Genomic DNA, 19,882 nt, shown 5'->3' with positions numbered 1-19,882 from the left:
GCGTTAGCCACGCACCGCCTTCACGACGTACTGGCTCGTCGGCACCACGTCGATCTTGTCGAAATCGATGAAGCGTCCGCAGCTGTCCATCATCTCCGCCACGTTGCGCTGGAATTTCTCCTCGTCGCCGACCGCATCGAAGAACGCGTAAGGATCGGTCATCGCCGCGGCCGGGAAGCACTCCTCGACGATCGCGTCGTAGCCGGGCGCCGCATGCGTGAGCGCGCGCACGACCACGTTCTGCACGTACAGGAAGTTATCCTGAGTATCGATCGCGACGCGCGTGTGATGGCCGTGCCACACGTCGAGCCACGCTTCGTGCGTGAGGCGCGGCGGGCGCTTCAGGAACGCGAGCTGCGAGAAGCCGCTCGTGCGCTCGCCGGGCCGTGCCGGAAAGCGCGTGTTCGGAATCGGCTGCGATTCGGTGACGAGATACGCGGCCATGTGCGGGACGACCGCGCGCACCGCGTCGTCGAACGGCTGGCGGAACATCGGGTTCGCACTGTCGATCCACACCGCGACGATGCCGTCGATGCCCGGGTGCGTGTTGGTCTGCTTGAGGCCGGCGGCCGGCGCGACATCGGCGTCGGCGACGTTCACCTGCACGCCGTGCGCGCCGAGCGACAACAGCTTGTCGGCGAGCTGCGCGCGCACGCTGCGGATCCACGGCTCGGGCGCGGCCTGCGCGTCGCGCCACAACACGTAAATGACTTTCTCCATTGCTCCGGCTCCAGGGGGGAATGACGGGATCGGCGGCGCTGCCGCCGGGTTTCAGGAAGCGCTGGCGGCCGAATCGGCCGGGCGCGTTGCGTCGTGCGCGTGCGGCGCGAAGCGGTTCGCAGTCAGCGTGAACGACGGCGGAATCGGCGACGTGACGGTTTCGAACAGGCGCTCGTGGCGCGTCGCGTGAATGCGCCACGCGCCGTCGCGTTTCACGTACTGGTCGTCGTAGAACGCGGCGCCGTGCATCAGGTAGTTTTCCTCGAGATTGATCGCGTGATCCTCGAGAAACCACACGCCGCACGCGTGATCGGCGGACACCAGCGTGAGCTCGGGGTGATGGCCGTGATGCATCGTCAGGAAGGTCGGCTTGCCGATCAGCGCACGCAGGCTCGACACGAATGCGTCGCGGCCGTCGTACGCATAGCGGCCGCCTTGCAGCCGCACCTCGCAATCCTCGGTCACGCATTGTTCGAGCAACGCCCAGTCGTGCGTGTCGATCGCGCGGAAATACCGGTACTTCAGCTGGCGGATCTGCTCGTACTCGTAGAGCGTGCGGGTCGTCTCGTCCATCGCCGTGTCTCGTGGTGGTGTCGTCCGATGGTAGGAACGAAGCCACCTGCGTCACATCGTCTGTTCGGACGAACGCCGCGACGGTAGCGACCGCCGCATTCACCGTCGTCGATACGAACCCTCGGTTTCATCCAAACAGGTGATGGCCGGCCATTCGTGCGCCTGTAACGTGGCGTCGACGCGGCTTCGATCCGCGCACACGAGACCAAGGAGACGGCATGACCCCGATCGAACGAATGGAAGTGCGCGTGCGCAGGCTCGAGGACGCCGACGCGATCCGCCAACTGAAGGCCCGCTACTTCACGTGCTGCGACCGGAAGGATCCGCAAGGGATGCGCGATTGCTTCGCGCCCGGCACCGTGCACATCGACTACGGCCGGATCGGCACGTTCGACCATCGCGACGCGCTCGTCGACGTGTTCGAGCGGCTCGGCTGCCACACGCACATCGTCGAGATGCACCACGGCGTGAATCCCGACATCACCGTGCTCGACGACACGCATGCGCGAGGCACCTGGGGGCTGCATTACCAGATGCTCGACACCAACGCGCGCACGCTTACGCAGCTGGGCGCGACCTACGACGACGAATACCGGAAGGTCGACGGCGAATGGAAGATCGCGGCCACGCGCTGCGTCGTCACGTCGACGCTGTCGGCCCGCTACGACGGCGATGCGCCGGGCGTGCTGTTCGCCGGCGCGCAGCCGCCTGCCGCATGACGACGCGCGCTACCCGCGCCGGTTGAGAACATTCCCCCAGGAGACATCGAACATGACACAGAACCACGAGGCGCCGGTCGCCGTCGTGACGGGCGCGTCGCGCGGCGCGGGCAAGGGCATCGCGCGCGCGCTCGGCGCGGCCGGCATGACCGTCTACGTGACGGGCCGCTCGCAGAACGAAGGCGATGCGCCGTTGCCCGGCACGATCTACGAGACCGCGCGCGAGATCGACGCGCTCGGCGGCCGCGGGATCGCGGTCGCGTGCGACCACGCGGACGACGCTCAGGTGAAGGTGCTGTTCGAGCGCGTCGAACGCGACAGCGGGCGGCTCGACATCCTTGTCAACAACGCGACGTACCTGCACGACCAGCTGATCCTGCCGGGCCCGTTCTGGGAGAAGTCGCTCGACCTCGTGAACATCCTCGACGTCGGGCTGCGTTCGGCCTATGTCGCGAGCTGGCATGCCGCGCCGCTGATGGCGAAGCGTCGCAGCGGGCTGATCGCGTTCACGTCGTCGTTCGGCGCGAGCTGCTACATGCACGGCGCCGCGTACGGCGCGCAGAAGTCCGGCGTCGACAAGTTCGCGAAGGACATGGCGGTCGACCTGAAGCCGTTCGACGTCGCGACCGTGTCGATCTGGATGGGTCCGCTGCGCACCGAGCGCACGACGCGCGTGTGGAACGAGCATCCGGACCTGTACAAGGAATTCTCGCTCGTCGCCGAAAGCCCCGAATTCACCGGCCGCGTGATTCAAGCGATCCATGCCGATCCGCAGCGCATGGCGCTGTCGGGGCAGGTGCTGGTCGGCGCGGAAGCCGCGCTGCAATACGGCATTGCCGATCTCGACGGCAAGCAGCCGCCGTCGTATCGCGACCTGCTCGGCGGGCCCGTGCAGGCGCATCCGGCGATCGTCGCGTAAGGAGCGCACATGGGCATCCTCGCAGGCAAGGTCGCGCTCGTGACGGGCGCGGGGCAGGGCGTCGGGCAAGGCGTCGCGCACGCGCTCGCGGCCGAAGGCGCGCAGGTGGCCGTGGTCGGCCGCACGCGCGACAAGCTGGTCGCGACGTGCGATGCGATTCGCGCACGCGGCGGGGTCGCGGAGCCGTTCGTGTGCGACGTGATGGACGCCGCGCAGATCGTGCAGTGCGTCGATGCGGTGGTCGAGCGTTTTCGCGGCGTGCAGATCCTGATCAACAACGCGCAGGTCGTGCCGCTCGGCCGCCTGCTCGACGTGACCGACGCGGATTTTCTCGCGGGCCTCGACTCGGGGCCGGTCGCGACGCTGCGGATGATGCGCGCGTGCCATCCGCATCTGAAGGGCGATGGCGTGATCGTCAATTTCGCATCGTCGGCCGCGGTGCGCTGGGACACGTCGGGTTACGGCGCCTATGCGGCAACCAAGGAAGCGATTCGCGCGCTCACGCGTGCGGCAGCGTGCGAATGGGGCGCCGACGGCATCCGCGTGAACGCGGTCGCGCCGCATGCGCTGTCGCCGGGGCTGAAGGGCTGGGTCGACGCGAACCCGGATGAGGCCGCCGCGTTCTTTCGCACGATCCCGCTTGGCCGCGTCGGCGACTGCGAGCAGGACATCGGGCGCGCGATCGTGTTTCTCGCGAGCCGCGATGCGGCGTATCTGACGGGCGCGACGCTGCCGCTCGACGGCGGGCAGGCGTACTGGGGCTGACGGCGGGCGCGGCATCGCCGCGTCGTCGTCAACTCGTAATCGGCCGGCGCACCGGCGCGCAGCCGCGCGTCACGGCCGGCAAACGGAATCGGAACCGGAACTGAAATCGGAACTGAAATCGGAACCCATCGAAGAGAGAACGACATGACTCGACTGGAAGGAAAGGTAGCGATCGTCACGGGCGGCGCGCGCGGAATGGGCGCGGCGACGTGCAGGCTGTTCGTCGAAGCGGGCGCGCGCGTCGTGATCGCCGACGTGCTCGACGCGGAAGGCGAGGCGCTCGCGCGCGAGCTCGGCGCCGCCGCGCGCTTCATGCGGCTCGACGTGGCCGACGAAGCGAACTGGCAACGCGTGGCCGACGCGACCGTCGAGCAGTTCGGCCGCATCGACGTGCTCGTCAACAATGCGGCGGTGCTGATCTTCGGCGCGATCACCGAGTTGTCGAAACGCGATTTCGAGCGTGCTGTGTCGATCAATCTGGTCGGCACGTTCGTCGGCATTCGCACGATCGCGCCGCACATGATTGCGCAGAAGAGTGGGTCGATCGTCAACATTTCGTCGGTCGACGGGCTGCGCGGCGTGAATGCGCTGGCCGCCTACGTATCGAGCAAATGGGGCGTGCGCGGGCTGACGAAGGTCGCGGCGCTCGAACTCGGCCAAAAGGGCGTGCGCGTCAATTCGATTCATCCCGGAGGCGTGAACACGGTGATGTCGAATCCGACCGGCGCACCGCTCGACGAAGTCAACAAGCACTACACGCACGTGCCGCTGCAGCGCGTCGGTTTGCCTGAAGAAATCGCGCGCGCGACGCTGTTTCTCGCAAGCGACGAAGCGTCGTACTGCAACGGCGCCGAGCTGTCCGTCGACGGCGGGATGGCGGCGGGCGCGTATTACCCCGAATTGCCCGGCGCGCCGTTTTGAGCGGTAGCGTACACAACGCGCGTGCGACCGATGTTTGTGTACGCAACCTAATTCAGGGTTTGCCTGAGTAGCGAAAACGCGAATTCGGACGGCGACGGTTCGGGTGCATCGCATGCGAACGTGTCGCGCCGATTTTGCGTTATTTCGAAACCCTTGCCGGACGGACGTTCCAGCGGTTTCGTCCCCAAAGCGCACGCGGCGGCGCAGAAAAAAGGACCGGCCGGCAAGCGGCGTGCCGGCGCGTCGACACAGTTGTTTCTTGTTGCAACGCAACGCCAGCCCAATAACGGCGATGGTATGCTGGCCGATATGGAGTTGTACGGCAGGTTGCTTGCATGGCGAAACTCGCGTTCGCACGCTCATACGAGACATCACATTCTCTCGCCCGCATCGCGGCATCGACACGCGCTCCGCTCGCGTGTCCCGCCTTGCGCGTCGCTGCACCCTGCGCTCCGACCGCATTCCCCATCTCGCGGGCTCGCCCCGCATCCCCCATCCCCGCCCAATAATCTGGAGACATTCCCATGTCGCAAAACTCTTTGGCCGAAGCGACGCACGGCCCGCTGATCGCTCCCCCTGCATACGTCAAACATCGCAAGCTGATCGACTGGGTATCGCGCATCGCGGCGCTGACGGAGCCCGAGCGTGTCATCTGGTGCGACGGCTCGCAGGAAGAGAACGACGCGCTGTGCCAGGCGATGGTCGACCAGGGCACGCTCACGCGCCTGAACCCGGCGAAGCGCCCGAACTCGTATCTCGCGCAGTCCGATCCGTCCGACGTCGCGCGCGTCGAGGACCGCACCTTCATCTGCACCGAATCGCCCGACGACGTCGGCCCGACCAACAACTGGATCGCGCCGGAAGAAATGCGCGAGACGCTGAACGGCCTGTTCCGCGGTTCGATGCGCGGCCGCACGCTGTACGTCGTGCCGTTCTCGATGGGCCCGCTCGGCTCGCCGATCGCGCACGTCGGCGTCGAGCTGTCCGACAGCCCGTACGTGGCCGTGAACATGCGGATCATGACGCGCATGGGCCGCGAGGTGTATGACGTGCTCGGCGAGGACGGCGAATTCGTGCCGTGCGTGCACAGCGTCGGCCATCCGCTCGAAGCTGGCCAGCAGGACGTGCGGTGGCCGTGCAACCCGGTCAAGTACATCGTGCATTTCCCCGATACGCGCGAGATCTGGAGCTTCGGCTCCGGCTACGGCGGCAACGCGCTGCTCGGCAAGAAGTGCTTCGCGCTGCGCATCGCGTCGACGATGGGCCGCGACCAGGGCTGGCTCGCCGAACACATGCTGATCCTCGGCGTGACGTCGCCGACCGGCAAGAAGTATCACGTCGCGGCCGCGTTCCCGTCCGCGTGCGGCAAGACCAACTTCGCGATGCTGATCCCGCCGCAGGGCTTCGACGGCTGGAAGGTCACGACGATCGGCGACGACATCGCGTGGCTGAAGCCCGGCCGCGACGGGCGCCTGTATGCGATCAACCCGGAAGCCGGCTTCTTCGGCGTCGCGCCGGGCACCGGCGTGAAGACCAACCCGAATGCGATCTCGACGCTGAAGGAGAACGTGATCTTCACGAACGTCGCGCTGACGGAAGACGGCGACGTGTGGTGGGAAGGCCTGACCGACACGCCGCCCGCGAAGCTGACGGACTGGCAGGGCAACCCGTGGACGCCGGAAGTCGGCAAGGAGACGGGCCGCAAGGCCGCGCATCCGAACTCGCGCTTCACGGCACCGGCGTCGCAATGCCCGTCGATCGACGCGGACTGGGAGAACCCGGCCGGCGTGCCGATCGACGCGTTCATCTTCGGCGGCCGCCGCTCGACGACCGTGCCGCTCGTGACCGAGGCGCGCGACTGGGTCGAAGGCGTGTACATGGCCGCGACGATGGGCTCCGAGACGACCGCCGCCGCGGCCGGCCAGCAGGGTGTGGTGCGCCGCGACCCGTTCGCGATGCTGCCGTTCTGCGGCTACAACATGAGCGATTATTTCGCGCACTGGCTGAAGCTCGGCAAGCAGCTCGAAGGCGCGGGCGCGACGCTGCCGAAGATCTATTGCGTGAACTGGTTCCGCAAGGACGCGAACGGCAAGTTCGTGTGGCCGGGCTTCGGCGAGAACATGCGCGTGCTGAAGTGGATGCTCGATCGCCTCGAGGGCAACGGCGGTGGCGGCGAACATGCGTTCGGCGTGTCGCCGGCCTATGACGATCTGCACTGGGACGGGCTCGACTTCACGCGCGAGCAGTTCGAGGCGGTCACGTCGATGAACGCGGACGAATGGCGCGACGAGCTGAAGCTGCATGCGGCGCTGTTCGACACGCTGAAGCTGCGTCTGCCGACCGAGCTGAGCGACACAATGAAGAAGATCGAACAGCGCATCGGCGGCTGACGATCCGGGTCGCCCATGACGCCCCGCAGCCGGTTCGTATAGCCGGCGGCGGGGCGTTTTTGCATCTTCACTTCGCGCGATGTCCGTTACGGCCAGCATCGCGCTCGCGATTCCGGCGCCCGCCGATTGAATGAGTGCGATAACGCACGATCGCAGCCACCAGATTCGAGACAATCCAGATCGATTGTGCGCGTTCGCGTAGTCGGTCTGTCCTGCGAACCGCAATCGAAACCCGGCCTTGGACACGATGACCGGGCGAGTTATTGCCTTAGGCGCCCGTGTTCGTGGCAGCCGGTGCCTCGGTACACATTCACAGGGAGCGCGGATGATCTCCAAAGCAATAAGACGGCTGTCGAATGCAGCCGCTCGAGCGCGATCGAATCGTTCGATTCGTCAGGGTGATCGCGCGAATTTGGTTCAGGCCGGATTGGCGTGGGCGACGCTCATCATGGCGCTGCTGGCGGGCCTGGCGGGGCAACCTGCAATCGGCCAGACCAATACGCCCGTGCCTGCGATCAATCTGGGCAGTGAAATCAACGACATCATCAACCAGAACGCCAGCGACCCGACGCAAGCCATCAACAACTACATGGCCGGTCTCGCGGCCACGAATGCTCGCTGGGTGCGGATCGATATCAACTGGGCGCGCATTCAACCGTCGCAAAGCACGATCAACATCAACGACCCCAATCCGGGTACCAGTAGCGGATTGAACTGGGGTGTAACGGACACGGTCATCCGTGCCGCCCGCAACCATGGTTTGCGCGTGCTGGGCCTGATTTTGCTGACGCCGCCGTGGGCGGCCAGTTCGAAGTGTTCGAGCAGCTACCAGCAAGCGAACGGGGTTGCATCCTGGCTGTGCGCACCGGATCCGACGTTCTACACCAACTTTGCCCGGGCCGCGGCCAAGCACTACGGCAGCGACAGCTATGGCGGCCAGGTCGACGCATGGGAAATCTGGAACGAGCCGAACTGCGGCGTCGATTTCATGCCCCACGATCCGGTGCTGTATACGCAGATCCTGAAGAGCGCCTACCCGGCGATCAAGCAGGCGAATCCGGGCGCGTACGTGTATGCGGGCGGGAGTGCGGCCTGTACGACCTCCCCGAACAACACGAGCGGAGCGCTGCCGTCGAACGGTGTGGCCGGGCTCGTCAATTCGACCAACCCGAATTATCCTGCGCCCACGCGGTGGGACCCGCGCGACTGGCTGGCGGTGATGTACGCGAATGGCGCACATGGCTATTTCGATGCACTTGCCCATCACCCGTACTGCTATTCCGACGACTGGCAATCGGCTCAGGACCAATGTCCGAGCACGTCGCTCAACACGACGCATCCGCAGTACTCGAATGCGTTCAACATGATGTGGCATAGCTTCTCGTCGCCGTCGTACGCGTGGCCGTCGAGCAGCGGCAATACGTTTTCGAGCTACACCGGAACGAGCTTGCGCGATCAGATGAATGCGGCGGGCGACGGCGCGAAGGCCATCGCGCTCACCGAGTTCGGCGCGCCCACGACAGGGACGGACGGCGCGACCAACTTCACCGGGCAATTGGGTGGCTCGTCGGAGCAATATACGAACGCCGATTTCCGGACCAGGGAGAATGCGCCATTCCTGACGCAGGCCAACCAGGCGCGCGAATACCGGGCGCTGATGGCATGGATCGCGCAGCAGCCGAAGGGCGCCTACGGTCCGGTGTATGCGTACTGCTATTCGGACATGGCGTTGTCGTTGCCGAACAGCACGAACATCTATGAGCCGTACTTCGGCATTGCCACGCTCGGCCCGACGACCGGATCGACTGGCACTCCCGGCCCGGCGAAGATAGCAGGCACGCCTCAGGCGACTTCGAGCCAGTATTATCCTGCATGGCCGGATTTCGGTACCAATGCGCGTGCGGCTGCGGCGGGCACCGCCGGTTATGCGCCGATCGGTCCGGGCTGGTTCAACGCGTTGGGCAAGTAACCGTTTCGGATGGCGCAAGCCCGCGCATCTGGACATCGACGGGTACCCGGGGAGCGGCCGGCCGACTTGCCGCTCGTGACCGATGCGCGTGACTGAGCCGAATGCGCGGAGACATGCCCGCGACGGCGGGCTCCGAGGCGCTTCCCGACGTCCCGCCACCGGCATCCATCGCCGGCGGCGGGACGTTCTTGCATCCGCGCCGCTCGCTTGCGATTACTGCATGCCGCACTGCGCAACCACCTCATTCACCGCGCGCTGCACGTCGCCGCGCCGGTAGCGCAGCAGCGCGATATCGGCCGGGTCCGGCTCGTATGACACGACGTTGCCGCGCCCCGTATAGATCGCGATGTCCGGCAACAGCGGATGCTCCTGGTCGAGCGATGGCACCGGCTGCGGATTGCCGGCCGCCCGGAAGAACGCCGCGAAGTAGTCGGCGAAGCTCAGGTTCTCGTCGCCGACGAGATAGGCCTTGCCGGATTCGCCGCGTTGCAGCGCGCCCAAGATCGCTTCCGACAGCGATTGCGTCGAGATGAAGTTGCTGCCGCCGGCCGGCCCGTACACCGGCAGTCCGGCGAGCTTGCCCTGCGCATAACCCGTGTACGCGGCGAACATCTCGTTGCGCAGCCCCGGCACCGAGCCGACCACGAACGGCGCATTGACGCTGCACACCGCGAACGACGGCGACGCGAGTGCGCGCACGCGCTCGTCCGCGAGATGGCGCGAGCGCACGTACGGCACCGTGTCGACGAGCGCCGGCGCGACCTGCGGATAGAAGCTGCCGACCAGCACCGCGCGCTTCACGCCCGCGTCGCGCGCGAGCGCGAAGAAGCGCGGCACCGCGTCGACGTTCGCGCGTTCCCAGTGCGCGGCTTCGTCGGTGCCGGGCGGCAGGTGGCGAATGTCGTTGCCGGCTGCGAACACGACCGCGTCGAACGGCGCGAGATCATCACGCGTGAAGTTGTCGGCCACGTAGTCGCGCAGCAGCACGTCGAATTGCGCGAGCGCGCTGCCCGGCGCGGGCGGTTTGCGCGCGGCGAGCGTCACGTCGTTGCCTTGCGTGCGCAGATGCAATGCGGCGTGGCCGCCGATGAGGCCGGTACCGCCGATGATCAGGATTTTCATGGTGTCTCCGGTGGCGGCGCAGGCGCGCCGCTTGAATTGAACCGATGATTGAACGGACGAATCCGTGCGGAACGTCGCTCAGAAATTGAAGCCGTTGCCGGTGACGACCGGCATGTTGGTCCAGAAGCCGTTCGGATCGCGATACCAGCCGGCCGCCGCGAGTGCGCCGCCGTCGACATGCAGCGTCGTGCCGGTGACCCACGCGGCGAGCGGGCTCGCTAGGAACAGCGCGGCGCCCGCGATGTCGCCGGCCGCACCGAAGCGCCCGAGCGGAATCCAGCGCGGGATGTGCTCGCGATGCTCGGCCGCGACCATCGCGCTGACCGGCACCTGCGGCGTCTCGGTGGTCTCCGGCGCGATCTGGTTCACGCGGATGCCGGCCGGCCCGAGTTCGAGCGCGAGGCTTTTCGTGAAGCCGGTCAGCGCGGCCTTGAACGATGCGTACACGGTGCAGTTCGGAATCGCGCGAAAGCCCTCGATCGACGACACGCCGACGATGCTGCTGCCCGCGCCGCGCTTGCGCAGCAACGGCAGCATCGCGCGCGTGACGATGAACACCTGGCGCAGGTTCACGTCGAACAGCCGCGCGATGTCGTCGTCGGTATGGTCGTCGAACGGTTTCGCGATCTGCAGGAAATCGCCGACGTTGTTGACGAGCACGTCGAGGCCGCCGAAGCGGGCGTCGATCGTCCGCGCGAATGCGTTGACCTCGTCGCGGCGCGTGACGTCCACAGTGCCGACCAGCGCGTCGACGCCCGCGGCTTCGAGTGCCTGGCGCACGTCCTGCGCGCGGGCGGGATCGACCTCGGCCACCACGACGCGTGCGCCTGCCGCGCCGAACGCCTGTGCGCACGCGCGGCCGATGCCTGCGCCGCCGCCGGTGACCAGCACGGTCTTGCCGGAAAAGGAAATCATCGGAACGCTACCCCTTCGAACGGAAAAGCCACGCGCCGCATCACAGCGACGCAACCAGTTGCGCGTTGTCGATCCGCAGCTCCGCGCCGTTCACGAAGCGCGATTCGTCGGATGCGAGGAACAGCACGAGATTCGCGACGTCCTGCGGGTCGCACATGCGTGCCATCGGATCGTTACCGATGCCGAGCTCGGCCGGATCGAGGTCGGGCATCAGCGCCTGCGTCATCGGCGTCCAGATGCCGTCCGGGTGGATCGAGTTGCAGCGGATCCGGTAGCCGCTGCGCTTGCAGTGCACGGCGACGCTGCGCGCGAGCGCCGTCACCGCGCCTTTCGAGCCGGTGTACGCGCACATCATCGGCAGGCCGCCGAGCGCGGCGACCGACGACATCATCACGATCGAGCCCGGCGTGTCGTTGTGCTTCATCGCGCCGATCGCGTACTTGCAGCCGAGAAAGTAGCCGTCCGCATTGACGCGCAGCACGCGCCGCCAGGTGTCGAGGCTCGTGTCCTCGATCGAGCCGACCGGGCAGATCGCCGCGTTGTTGACGAGCACGTCGAGGCGGCCGAAGCGCTCGAGCGTCGACGCGATCGCGTGCCGCCAGCCGTCTTCGTCGGCGATGTCCTGATGGACGAACAGCGCGGTGTCGCCGATCTCGCGCGCGAGTGCGCGGCCGGCGTCCTCGTCGATGTCGGTGAGCACCACGCGCGCGCCTTCGGCGGCAAGCAGCAGCGCATCCGCGCGGCCGACGCCGCTCGCCGCGCCGGTGATCAGCGCGACCTTGTTTGCGACTCGATTCATGTCAGGTCGATTTCCGGTGACGTTGAAAGAAGGCGGGCGCTCATGCGGCGCCCGGCGCACGGCCGGCCTTGACCGCGTCGAGCGCGGCCGCGCCGTAGATCTGCGCGATCGTGTCGTCGACGCGCGGGTTGGCGCGCAACTCGTGGCCGCCGTCGACCGCGAAGCTCTGGCCGGTGACCCAGCCCGACTCGGGGCCCGCGAGATAGCGCACCGCGTGCGCGATCGCTTCCGGCTCGCCGAGTGAGCCGAGCGGAATCTGGTCGAGGAAGCTGTCGACGAGCGCCCGGTTGTCGAACATCGGCGCGGTGGCCTCCGAGCGCGTGAGGCCCGGCCGCACCGCGTTCACGCGGATCTTCGCGCCGGCCAGTTCCTCGGCGGCCCCGCGCACCAGCGCTTCGAGCGCGGCCTTCGCGGTGCAGTACGCGGTCAGCCAGCGGAAATTGATCTGCGCGGCCGTCGACGAGATGCAGACGATCGTGCCGCCGCCGCTGTCGGCGAGCCGCGGCGCGGCGTGGCGGATCGCAGCGAACGCGCTGTGCAGGTTCAGGTCGAGTTCCGCGCGGAAGCTGTCGGCGTCGTGCATCAGCAGCGGCCGGAACCCGGCGCCGCCGACGGTCGGCACGACGATGTCGAGACGGCCGTCGAGCGCCCACGCGGTGTCCAGCGCCGCCTGCAGGTCGCCGTCGTCGCAGGCGTCGCCGGCATGGATCGCGACGCGGCTGCCGGGCAGCGTGTCGGTCAGGTGCCGCTGCGTGCGTTCGAGTGCATCGCGGCGGCGGCCCATCAGCACGACGGCCGCGCCATCGGCGGCAAGCGCGTGCGCACAGGCCGCGCCGATGCCGCCGGCGCCGCCCGTGACGAGCGCGGTGCGGCCGGCGAGGGGAAGGGATGCGCGCATCGTTCAGCCCTCCAGCGGCAGGTCTTGCGACCAGTCGACGTGCAGCGTGCGCGCAGCGAAGCGCCACGTGCCGCCGTCGAACACGCAGCGGTCGCGATAGCGCAGCCCCCAGTCGAGCTTGCGCTTCACGCCGTCGCGCACGTACACGTGGCACGCGAGGCAGTAGGTCTCGACGTCGGCCTCACCGCCGTCGAGCGTGACGAGCTGGTTGTGCACGTGATGCTGGGTGGTTTCGTAGCGCTCGATCACGCGCATGCCGGCGACGATCGCATCGCGGTCGTCGAAACGGAAACCGGGGCCGTCGAGCTGGGCGTCGGCGGTGAAGAGGGTGGCGAGGCGCGGCCAGTCGCGCCGGTCGACGGCCTGCGCGTAACGGCACGCGAGTTCGTACAGCGCGTGGCGGGGATTCGAATCGGTCATGCGGTACTCCCGTGAATGAACGGAAAGACTCGGCCGCGCCGCGAGTGCGGACGCGGCGGCATTGCGACGTCGACCCGCAGGTTCGCATCGGACCGCACGATCCTCATCATCCATACGGAGCAGGGGCACGATCGGGGAAAACACCGGCGCGACGGCCGCTCATCGTCCGATGGTGCGATGCAGCGGCGAACGCGCGGCGCGCCCGAAGATCGCGCGCCCCGTCACGACAGGCTGCGGCACGCGGTTTTCCGATCGCGACGACGCTGCCGCCGCACGGCGATGCTGCGGCGCCGCACGTCGCGCCAGGCCCGCTGCGTGTTTGCCCCTAGTTGAAATGGACGATGGCCGGCGGGCCGGCGCTGGCTACCGTGCAGTCATCCGGTGCGGTTGCCTGTTTGCCCGAGGCCAGTGCGCCGGACACGAACCGCGATAGCGGCCAACCGGAGGGGACACGATCATGAGACTGACGACTCGCAAGCTGTGCGTATTGGCGATCGGCGCGTTCGCGGCGATGGCGATGGCGCGATATGGCGCCGAGCAGGTCCCGGCGCCGCCGTATGCGGCCGGCATCCTGCAATGCCGCTCGCTCGATGTGAACGGCCTGCCGACCGGTTGCGTGCCGATCGATCCTTCGCGCTTCGGTTTCGCCGCGTTGCGCGGCATGTGACGACGGCACGGCCGCGTGCCGCGCCGACTCGATGTCACGTTGACGCCGTCACGATGCGACGGCGACCGGGTGGACGGCGTTCGTACAGCGCAGCGCAGTGTCACGGTGCGGCGCACTCACGGCAGTTCGTCCGGCGCGTGCATGCCCCCGGCTTGGCTCGCCGCTGGCGCTCGATTTCCCCGTCGACGACGCGGCGTTCGCGTGCCTGCGATCGCTCGCATCGACGTCGCGCCGGTGTCCTGGCCGGCCTGCCGGTCCGGCCGCGCAGCGCCCCGGCCGCCGCCTTTCACCGAATCCCTTCACGCAGACCCTTGCCTCCATGTCATCCGAATACTCCCTCGCTCGCCCCCAGAACATCCGCGACGTGCATCGCTGGGACGCCGAACACGACGTCGTGATCGTCGGCTTCGGCGCGGCCGGCGCGTGCGCGGCGATCGAAGCCGCGAGCGCCGGCGCCGACACGCTGATCGTCGAGCGTGCCTCGAGCTACGGCGGCACGAGCGCGCTGTCCGGCGGCGAGATCTACCTCGGCGGCAGCGGCGGCACGCCCGCGCAGCGGCAGGCCGGCTTCAGCGACGAAACCGAGGACTTGTACCGCTACCTGATGCTCGCGGGCGGCCGCGACGCCGACGAGGCGAAGGTGCGCCTCTATGCGAACGAGAGCCTCGCGCATCACGACTGGCTGGTCGCGCAGGGCGTCACGTACAAGAACACGTTCATCGCCGAGCGAATCATCGAGCCGGAAACCGACGACTGCCTGATCTGGTCGGGCAGCGAGGAAGCCTGGCCGTTCAGCGAGGCCGCCAAGCCGTGTCCGCGCGGCCATACGCCGCAATGGCCGGGCTGGGGCGGCGGGCAGATGCTGATGCGCGTGCTGGCCGAGCGCGTGCAGGCGCTCGGCGTATCGACGCGCTACGACACGCGCGCACAGGCGCTGATCGTCGATGATGCCGGCGTGGTGCGCGGCGTCGTGCTGCGCGCGTACGGCGAGACGGCGTTCGTGCGGGCGCGCCGCGCGGTGATTCTGTGCGCGGGCGGCTTCGCGATGAACCGCGACATGGTGCGCCAGCACGCACCGCAGTTCCTGCGCTCGGCCGAACCGATCGGCAGCCCCGGCGACGACGGTTCGGGCATCCTGCTCGGCCAGAGCGCGGGCGGTGCGGCGATCCACATGGACCAGGGTTTCGTCAGCCTGCCGTTCTACGCGCCCGAATCGCTGATCCGCGGGATCTTCGTGAACGCGCGCGGCCAGCGCTTCATCAACGAGGACGGCTATCACGGCCGCACGGGCCACCACGCGTTCCACCAGGCCGACGACCGGATCTACCTGCTGGTCGACCAGGCGACCTACCAGGAACCGCCTGACATCGCGCGGATCGGCATCGCGGCGGCCGGCGAGACATGGGACGAAGTCGAGCGCGACCTGCAGATGCCAGCCGGCACGCTGACGGCGACCGTCGACGTCTACAACCGTCACGCGGCCGAAGGCGTCGATCCGCTGTTCCACAAGGCAAAGAAGTGGCTGAAGCCGTTGATCGAGCCGCCGTTCGTCGCGCTCGATTGCCGGATCGACTACGCGTTCTACCCGCATTTCACGCTGGGCGGGCTCGATACGCTCCCGACCGGGCAGGTGCTCGACGCGGCGCGCACGCCGGTGGCGGGCCTCTATGCGGCCGGCCGCACGACCTGCGGGCTGCCGCGCTGGGGCGCCGGGTACAGCTCGGGATTGTCGCTGGCCGATTCGACGTTCTTCGGACGGCAGGCAGGTCGTCATGCCGCAAGTGCGGCGAGCGACGCGTTGCACAGCGTCGCGTAGCGTCGCCTGCGCGGAGCACGGAGCACGGAGCACGGATCGCCGAACGCAGAACGCGAAACACGCAACGCAGAACGCAGAACGGCAAAACACGACGCCCCGGGCAACCGCGTTGCACCGGGGCGTCGTCGTTTCAGCGAGGCGTCAGCCGTTCGTCAGCCAAGATCGAGCGCGTTCGTCAGGTCACCCGGCGGCGTCGCGCCGCGCGACGCGAACGCCTTGTCGCGCGCGACGACGCCGTCGAGCGGCGCGAGCCCGTGCACGCGGCTGATGAAGCGCAGGATCGAGTTCGTGTCGTACATCGTGTGGTCGACGTAACCCTTCTTCGCGAACGGCGAGATCACGAGCGCCGGAATCCGCGAGCCGGGGCCCCAGCGATCGCCGACCGGCGGCGCGACGTGATCCCACCAGCCGCCGTTCTCGTCGTGCGTCATCACGATTACGGTGTTCGCCCACTGCGGGCCGCGCCGGATCCGCTCGATCACGTGCGCGATGTGACGATCGCCGGATTCGACATCCGCATAGCCCGCGTGCATGTTCAGGTTGCCCTGCGGCTTGTAGAACGCGACGGCCGGCAGGCGGCCCGCGTCGATGTCGGCGATGAAATGATTGGTCGACGGCTCGTCGCCGAGGCCCGCGTCGCGCAGGTGCTTGCGGCGCGCGTCGGTGCCCGGCGCGTAGTTCACGAAGTAGTTGAACGGCTGGTGGTGGTACTGGAAATCCGGCACCGTGCCGGTTTCGCGGTGCTCGAGCGCGTACTGCCACGCGCCGCTGTACCACGCCCAGTCGACGTTCTTCTCCGACAGGCGGTCGCCGATCGTCGCATGGCCTTGCGGCGGGATCACGCGACGGTCGGCCGGATCCGCATACGCGGCGTTGCCCGGATCGGCCGGCGGCACGTAGCTCGGCTGGTAAGGCGGCGCCATCGTGTTGACGCCGTAGCCATCGGGCGTCAGCGGGCCGTCGACCGCGAACTTCGGCGGGCCCTCGAGCGCGGACGCGGGCGAATCGGCGGCGAGCGTCAGCCGCGTGCCGGCCGGATCGTCGCCGTCGACCTTCGACAGCAGCTTCGCCGCGTGCGGATGCTTGTGCGCATCCGGATACATCGGCGGCTGCGCGGAAATCAGGAACATGTGGTTCAGCCACGAACCGCCGAAGGCCGCCATGAAGAAGTTGTCGCACAGCGTGTATTGCCGTGCGAGGTTCCACAGCCGCAGCGTGTCGGCGGAATTGCGGTAATGGCCCATCACGAGGCCGCCGGAATCGGCCCACGCGGCGAACTGGTCATTGCGGCCCGCGGCGATCTGCATCTGGTTCTGGTAGAAGCGGTGCCACAGGTCGCGCGTGATCACGCCGTTCGGCAGCGGCTTGCCCTGTGCGTCGGCGATCCGGAACGGCGCGTTCGGCAGCTTGTCGATGTCGCGCTCGGCGATCGCGTAGCGCTTGCCGCCGATTTCCTGCGCCTGCGGCACGAGCCCGCCCCAGATCTTCGGCAGCACCGGCAGCGGCGTCTTGCCGTCGCGATCGAGCTGCCGCGCGTGCTCGGGCTTCACCTCGCTCAGCGGATATTGCACGCCCGGGAAATCGCCGTACAGGTTCGAGAAGCTGCGGTTCTCCGCGTAGATCACGACGATGTGGCGCACCTGCCGGCGCAGCGCGTCGTCGAGCCGCAGGTCGGCGGCCGAGCGCGGGGCGCTGCCCGGCGTGGTCTCGCAGCCGCCAAGCGCAACGCCCGCGCCGAGCGCGGCGAGGCCGCCGAGCATGCGGCGGCGGTCGGGATCGACGGGAAGGTCGTTGGGGCGATCGGGGGTGTCGTTCACGTCGTGTGCTCCTCGGATGGGGCGGTTGTTGTTCGATGCGCGGCAGCGTCGCACAGCCTGCCGCGACGCGCGGCGGGACGCAACGGCCGGCGTCGCGCCTGGGCGGGGGCGACGCCGGCTGTCACTAAAATGTCACGAACGCGACTATAACGCGGCCGGCGGCGTCGATGAAAGGCGTTTGTCGGACAATGCGCGACGTCCGCGCGCGAACTAGACTTGAATCAGGGCGGCGCGTTGCGGCGCGCTGCCCGCGCGAACGGCGCCCGACGGCGCCGTCGCGGTGTCATTCATGCGACGAAACGAGGCGACGATGGCGCGGATCCATTCCGTTTGCGCGTGGCCGGCGATGCCGCGCGCCGACCGGGCGCGCATGCACGCGTAAGCGCGCGCGTCGACGCGCGCGGCCGGCCCGATGCCATGGACAGGAAATTCGATTACGCAGGATTGCTGATCGCGGCGGGCTTCTTCGTGCTGTTCGCCGCGCAGTTGCTGATGCTGCGTCCGGCGCAGACGATGATCGCGTACAGCGACTTCCACCGGCTCGTCGCCGCGCGGCTCGTCGACGATCTCGAGATCGGACCGGCGACGATCACGGGCACGCTGACGATGCCGCAGGCCGGCACGCTGCTGCCGGCGTCCGAAGTCGCGGCCGTGAAGTCGGACGGCACGCCGCCGCGCTTCAGCACCAACCGCGTGACCGACCCGCAGCTGATCGATACGCTGACCGCCGCCGGCATCCGGTTTCACGGCGCGTCCGACACCGGCTGGATCGCGTCGCTCGCGTCGTGGCTGGTGCCGCTCGTCGCGTTCGTGTTCATCTGGAACCTGATGCTGCGCAAGCGTGGCGGGCTGCAGGATTTCACCGGGATGGGCAAGAGCCGCGCACGCGTGTACGTGCAGCAGGAAACCGGCATCACGTTCGACGACATCGCGGGCATCGACGAAGCGAAGGCCGAGCTGCAGCAGCTCGTCGCGTTCCTGCGCAACCCCGATCGCTACCAGCGGCTCGGCGGCAAGATCCCGAAGGGCGTGCTCGTCGTCGGCGCGCCCGGCACCGGCAAGACGCTGCTCGCGCGCGCGGTGGCCGGCGAGGCGGCCGTGCCGTTCTTCTCGATCAGCGGCTCGGCGTTCGTCGAGATGTTCGTCGGCGTCGGCGCGGCGCGCGTGCGCGACCTATTCGAGCAGGCGCAGCAGAAGGCGCCGTGCATCGTGTTCGTCGACGAGCTCGACGCGCTCGGCAAGGTGCGCGGCGTCGGCCCGATGTCGGGCAACGACGAGCGCGAGCAGACGCTCAACCAGCTGCTCGTCGAGATGGACGGCTTCCAGGCCGGCTCCGGCGTGATCATCATGGCCGCGACCAACCGGCCGGAGATTCTCGATCCCGCACTGCTGCGCCCGGGCCGCTTCGACCGTCACATCGCGATCGACCGGCCCGACGTGAACGGCCGCCGCCAGATTCTCGGCGTGCACGTGAAGCGCGTGAAGCTCGCGGCCGAGGTCGATCTCGGCGAACTCGCGTCGCGCACGCCGGGCTTCGTCGGCGCCGATCTCGCGAACGTCGTCAACGAAGCCGCGCTGCATGCGGCGGAACTCGGCAAGCCGGCGATCGGGATGGCCGACTTCGACGAGGCGATCGACCGCGCGCTGACGGGCCTCGAGCGCAAGAGCCGCGTGATGAACGCGCAGGAGAAGCTGACGATCGCCTATCACGAGGCCGGCCATGCGCTCGTCGCGGAAAGCCGCGCACATTGCGATCCGGTGAAGAAGGTATCGATCATTCCGCGCGGCGTGGCCGCGCTCGGCTACACGCAGCAGGTGCCGACGGAGGATCGCTACGTCCTGCGCCGCAGCGAGCTGCTCGATCGGATCGATGCACTGCTCGGCGGGCGCGTCGCGGAAGAACTCGTGTTCGGCGACGTGTCGACGGGCGCGCAGAACGACCTCGAGCGCGCGACCGCGATGGCGCGCCACATGGTCATGCAGTACGGGATGAGCGAGAAGATCGGGCTCGTCAGCTTCGACGACGGCGAAACGCGCACCGGCATCCCGGGCGCATGGCATGCGGGCGAGGGCCGCTGCAGCGAGCACACCGCACGGATGATCGACGACGAGGTGCATACGCTGCTGACCGACGCGCATGCGCGCGTCGCGGCAACGCTCGGCGAACGCCGCGAGGCGCTCGAGCGGATCGCGCAACGGCTGCTCGCGCGCGAGGTGCTCGAACGCGATGCGTTGCAGGCGCTGATCGAGGGGCGCGAGGCGCCGGTCTCCGAATCTTCCCTGACCGATCGCGGGCCATGCACGAGCGCGAATGCGCCGGAGCAGGCGTCGGCGATCGAGCGCGATTTCGTCGCATACGGGCCGCCGCGCGAACCCGAACGCTGAAGCGCGGACCGCTCGCGCAGCCGGCGGGCGGCCATGATCGAGCCGCGCCTTCGCTGCAATTCGCACT

General features: G+C 68.2%; 17 protein-coding genes. 9 read left to right on the top strand and 8 right to left on the bottom strand.

Annotation, left to right across the window (positions count from 1 at the left end):
• Positions 1-3 precede the first annotated feature (3 nt).
• Together U4Y91_RS19825 and U4Y91_RS19820 are read right to left on the bottom strand one after the other, a co-directional pair.
• On the bottom strand, positions 4-720 hold the full coding sequence (locus tag U4Y91_RS19825; protein ID WP_321806491.1) for an EthD domain-containing protein: 717 nt from the start codon (positions 718-720) through the stop codon (positions 4-6).
• Positions 721-771: 51 nt separating this feature from the next.
• Positions 772-1,293, bottom strand: coding sequence for a nuclear transport factor 2 family protein (locus U4Y91_RS19820; protein ID WP_044844607.1), 522 nt, complete (start codon positions 1,291-1,293; stop codon positions 772-774).
• Between the two features lie 218 nt (positions 1,294-1,511).
• On the opposite strand from U4Y91_RS19820, the gene U4Y91_RS19815 reads away from it, so the two are divergent.
• The 6 genes from U4Y91_RS19815 (at position 1,512) to U4Y91_RS19790 (ending at position 8,976) form a co-directional block, all read left to right on the top strand.
• A complete protein-coding gene (locus tag U4Y91_RS19815; RefSeq protein WP_321806490.1) occupies positions 1,512-2,012 on the top strand; it encodes a nuclear transport factor 2 family protein in 501 nt (166 codons plus the stop codon).
• Positions 2,013-2,064: 52 nt separating this feature from the next.
• On the top strand, positions 2,065-2,931 hold the full coding sequence (locus tag U4Y91_RS19810; RefSeq protein WP_321806489.1) for an SDR family NAD(P)-dependent oxidoreductase: 867 nt from the start codon (positions 2,065-2,067) through the stop codon (positions 2,929-2,931).
• A gap of 9 nt (positions 2,932-2,940) precedes the next feature.
• On the top strand, positions 2,941-3,696 hold the full coding sequence (locus U4Y91_RS19805; RefSeq protein WP_321806488.1) for an SDR family oxidoreductase: 756 nt from the start codon (positions 2,941-2,943) through the stop codon (positions 3,694-3,696).
• A gap of 144 nt (positions 3,697-3,840) precedes the next feature.
• A complete protein-coding gene (locus U4Y91_RS19800) occupies positions 3,841-4,617 on the top strand; it encodes a glucose 1-dehydrogenase (protein WP_321806487.1) in 777 nt (258 codons plus the stop codon).
• A 524-nt stretch (positions 4,618-5,141) separates the two neighbouring features.
• Positions 5,142-7,007, top strand: coding sequence for a phosphoenolpyruvate carboxykinase (GTP) (locus U4Y91_RS19795; protein ID WP_321806486.1), 1,866 nt, complete (start codon positions 5,142-5,144; stop codon positions 7,005-7,007).
• 448 nt (positions 7,008-7,455) lie between these two features.
• Positions 7,456-8,976 (top strand): cellulase, encoded by a 1,521-nt coding sequence (locus U4Y91_RS19790; RefSeq protein WP_321806642.1) that lies wholly within the window; start codon positions 7,456-7,458, stop codon positions 8,974-8,976.
• Between the two features lie 213 nt (positions 8,977-9,189).
• On the opposite strand, the gene U4Y91_RS19785 is transcribed toward U4Y91_RS19790, so the two are convergent.
• From U4Y91_RS19785 to U4Y91_RS19765, 5 genes are all read right to left on the bottom strand, one after another.
• A complete protein-coding gene (locus U4Y91_RS19785) occupies positions 9,190-10,098 on the bottom strand; it encodes an NAD-dependent epimerase/dehydratase family protein (RefSeq protein WP_321806485.1) in 909 nt (302 codons plus the stop codon).
• 78 nt (positions 10,099-10,176) lie between these two features.
• On the bottom strand, positions 10,177-11,013 hold the full coding sequence (locus U4Y91_RS19780; RefSeq protein WP_415750481.1) for an SDR family NAD(P)-dependent oxidoreductase: 837 nt from the start codon (positions 11,011-11,013) through the stop codon (positions 10,177-10,179).
• Between the two features lie 40 nt (positions 11,014-11,053).
• A complete protein-coding gene (locus U4Y91_RS19775; RefSeq protein ID WP_321806484.1) occupies positions 11,054-11,812 on the bottom strand; it encodes an SDR family oxidoreductase in 759 nt (252 codons plus the stop codon).
• Between the two features lie 40 nt (positions 11,813-11,852).
• Positions 11,853-12,710, bottom strand: a complete 858-nt coding sequence (locus U4Y91_RS19770; RefSeq protein ID WP_321806483.1) for an SDR family NAD(P)-dependent oxidoreductase — start codon at positions 12,708-12,710, stop codon at positions 11,853-11,855.
• A gap of 3 nt (positions 12,711-12,713) precedes the next feature.
• Positions 12,714-13,130, bottom strand: coding sequence for a nuclear transport factor 2 family protein (locus tag U4Y91_RS19765; protein ID WP_257773627.1), 417 nt, complete (start codon positions 13,128-13,130; stop codon positions 12,714-12,716).
• A gap of 457 nt (positions 13,131-13,587) precedes the next feature.
• On the opposite strand from U4Y91_RS19765, the gene U4Y91_RS19760 reads away from it, so the two are divergent.
• Both U4Y91_RS19760 and U4Y91_RS19755 read left to right on the top strand, forming a co-directional pair.
• Positions 13,588-13,797, top strand: coding sequence for a hypothetical protein (locus tag U4Y91_RS19760; protein ID WP_321806482.1), 210 nt, complete (start codon positions 13,588-13,590; stop codon positions 13,795-13,797).
• Between the two features lie 319 nt (positions 13,798-14,116).
• Entirely contained in the window at positions 14,117-15,613 is a 1,497-nt protein-coding gene (locus U4Y91_RS19755) for an FAD-dependent oxidoreductase (RefSeq protein ID WP_321806481.1), read from the top strand.
• Positions 15,614-15,765: 152 nt separating this feature from the next.
• Here the strand turns inward: U4Y91_RS19755 and U4Y91_RS19750 are convergent, their stop codons facing one another.
• Positions 15,766-17,430 (bottom strand): acid phosphatase, encoded by a 1,665-nt coding sequence (locus U4Y91_RS19750; RefSeq protein WP_321806480.1) that lies wholly within the window; start codon positions 17,428-17,430, stop codon positions 15,766-15,768.
• Between the two features lie 417 nt (positions 17,431-17,847).
• Between U4Y91_RS19750 and ftsH the strand changes: the two genes are divergently transcribed.
• Positions 17,848-19,815 carry an ATP-dependent zinc metalloprotease FtsH gene (ftsH, locus tag U4Y91_RS19745; RefSeq protein WP_321806479.1) on the top strand — a complete coding sequence of 656 codons (1,968 nt, stop codon included), beginning with the start codon at positions 17,848-17,850 and terminating at the stop codon, positions 19,813-19,815.
• Positions 19,816-19,882: the final 67 nt, after the last annotated feature.

The organism is Burkholderia sp. BCC1993 (assembly GCF_905339865.1).
Classification (GTDB): domain Bacteria; phylum Pseudomonadota; class Gammaproteobacteria; order Burkholderiales; family Burkholderiaceae; genus Burkholderia.
Note: the sequence above shows the minus strand (reverse complement) of the source record. Positions and strands in the feature narration are given on the sequence as shown.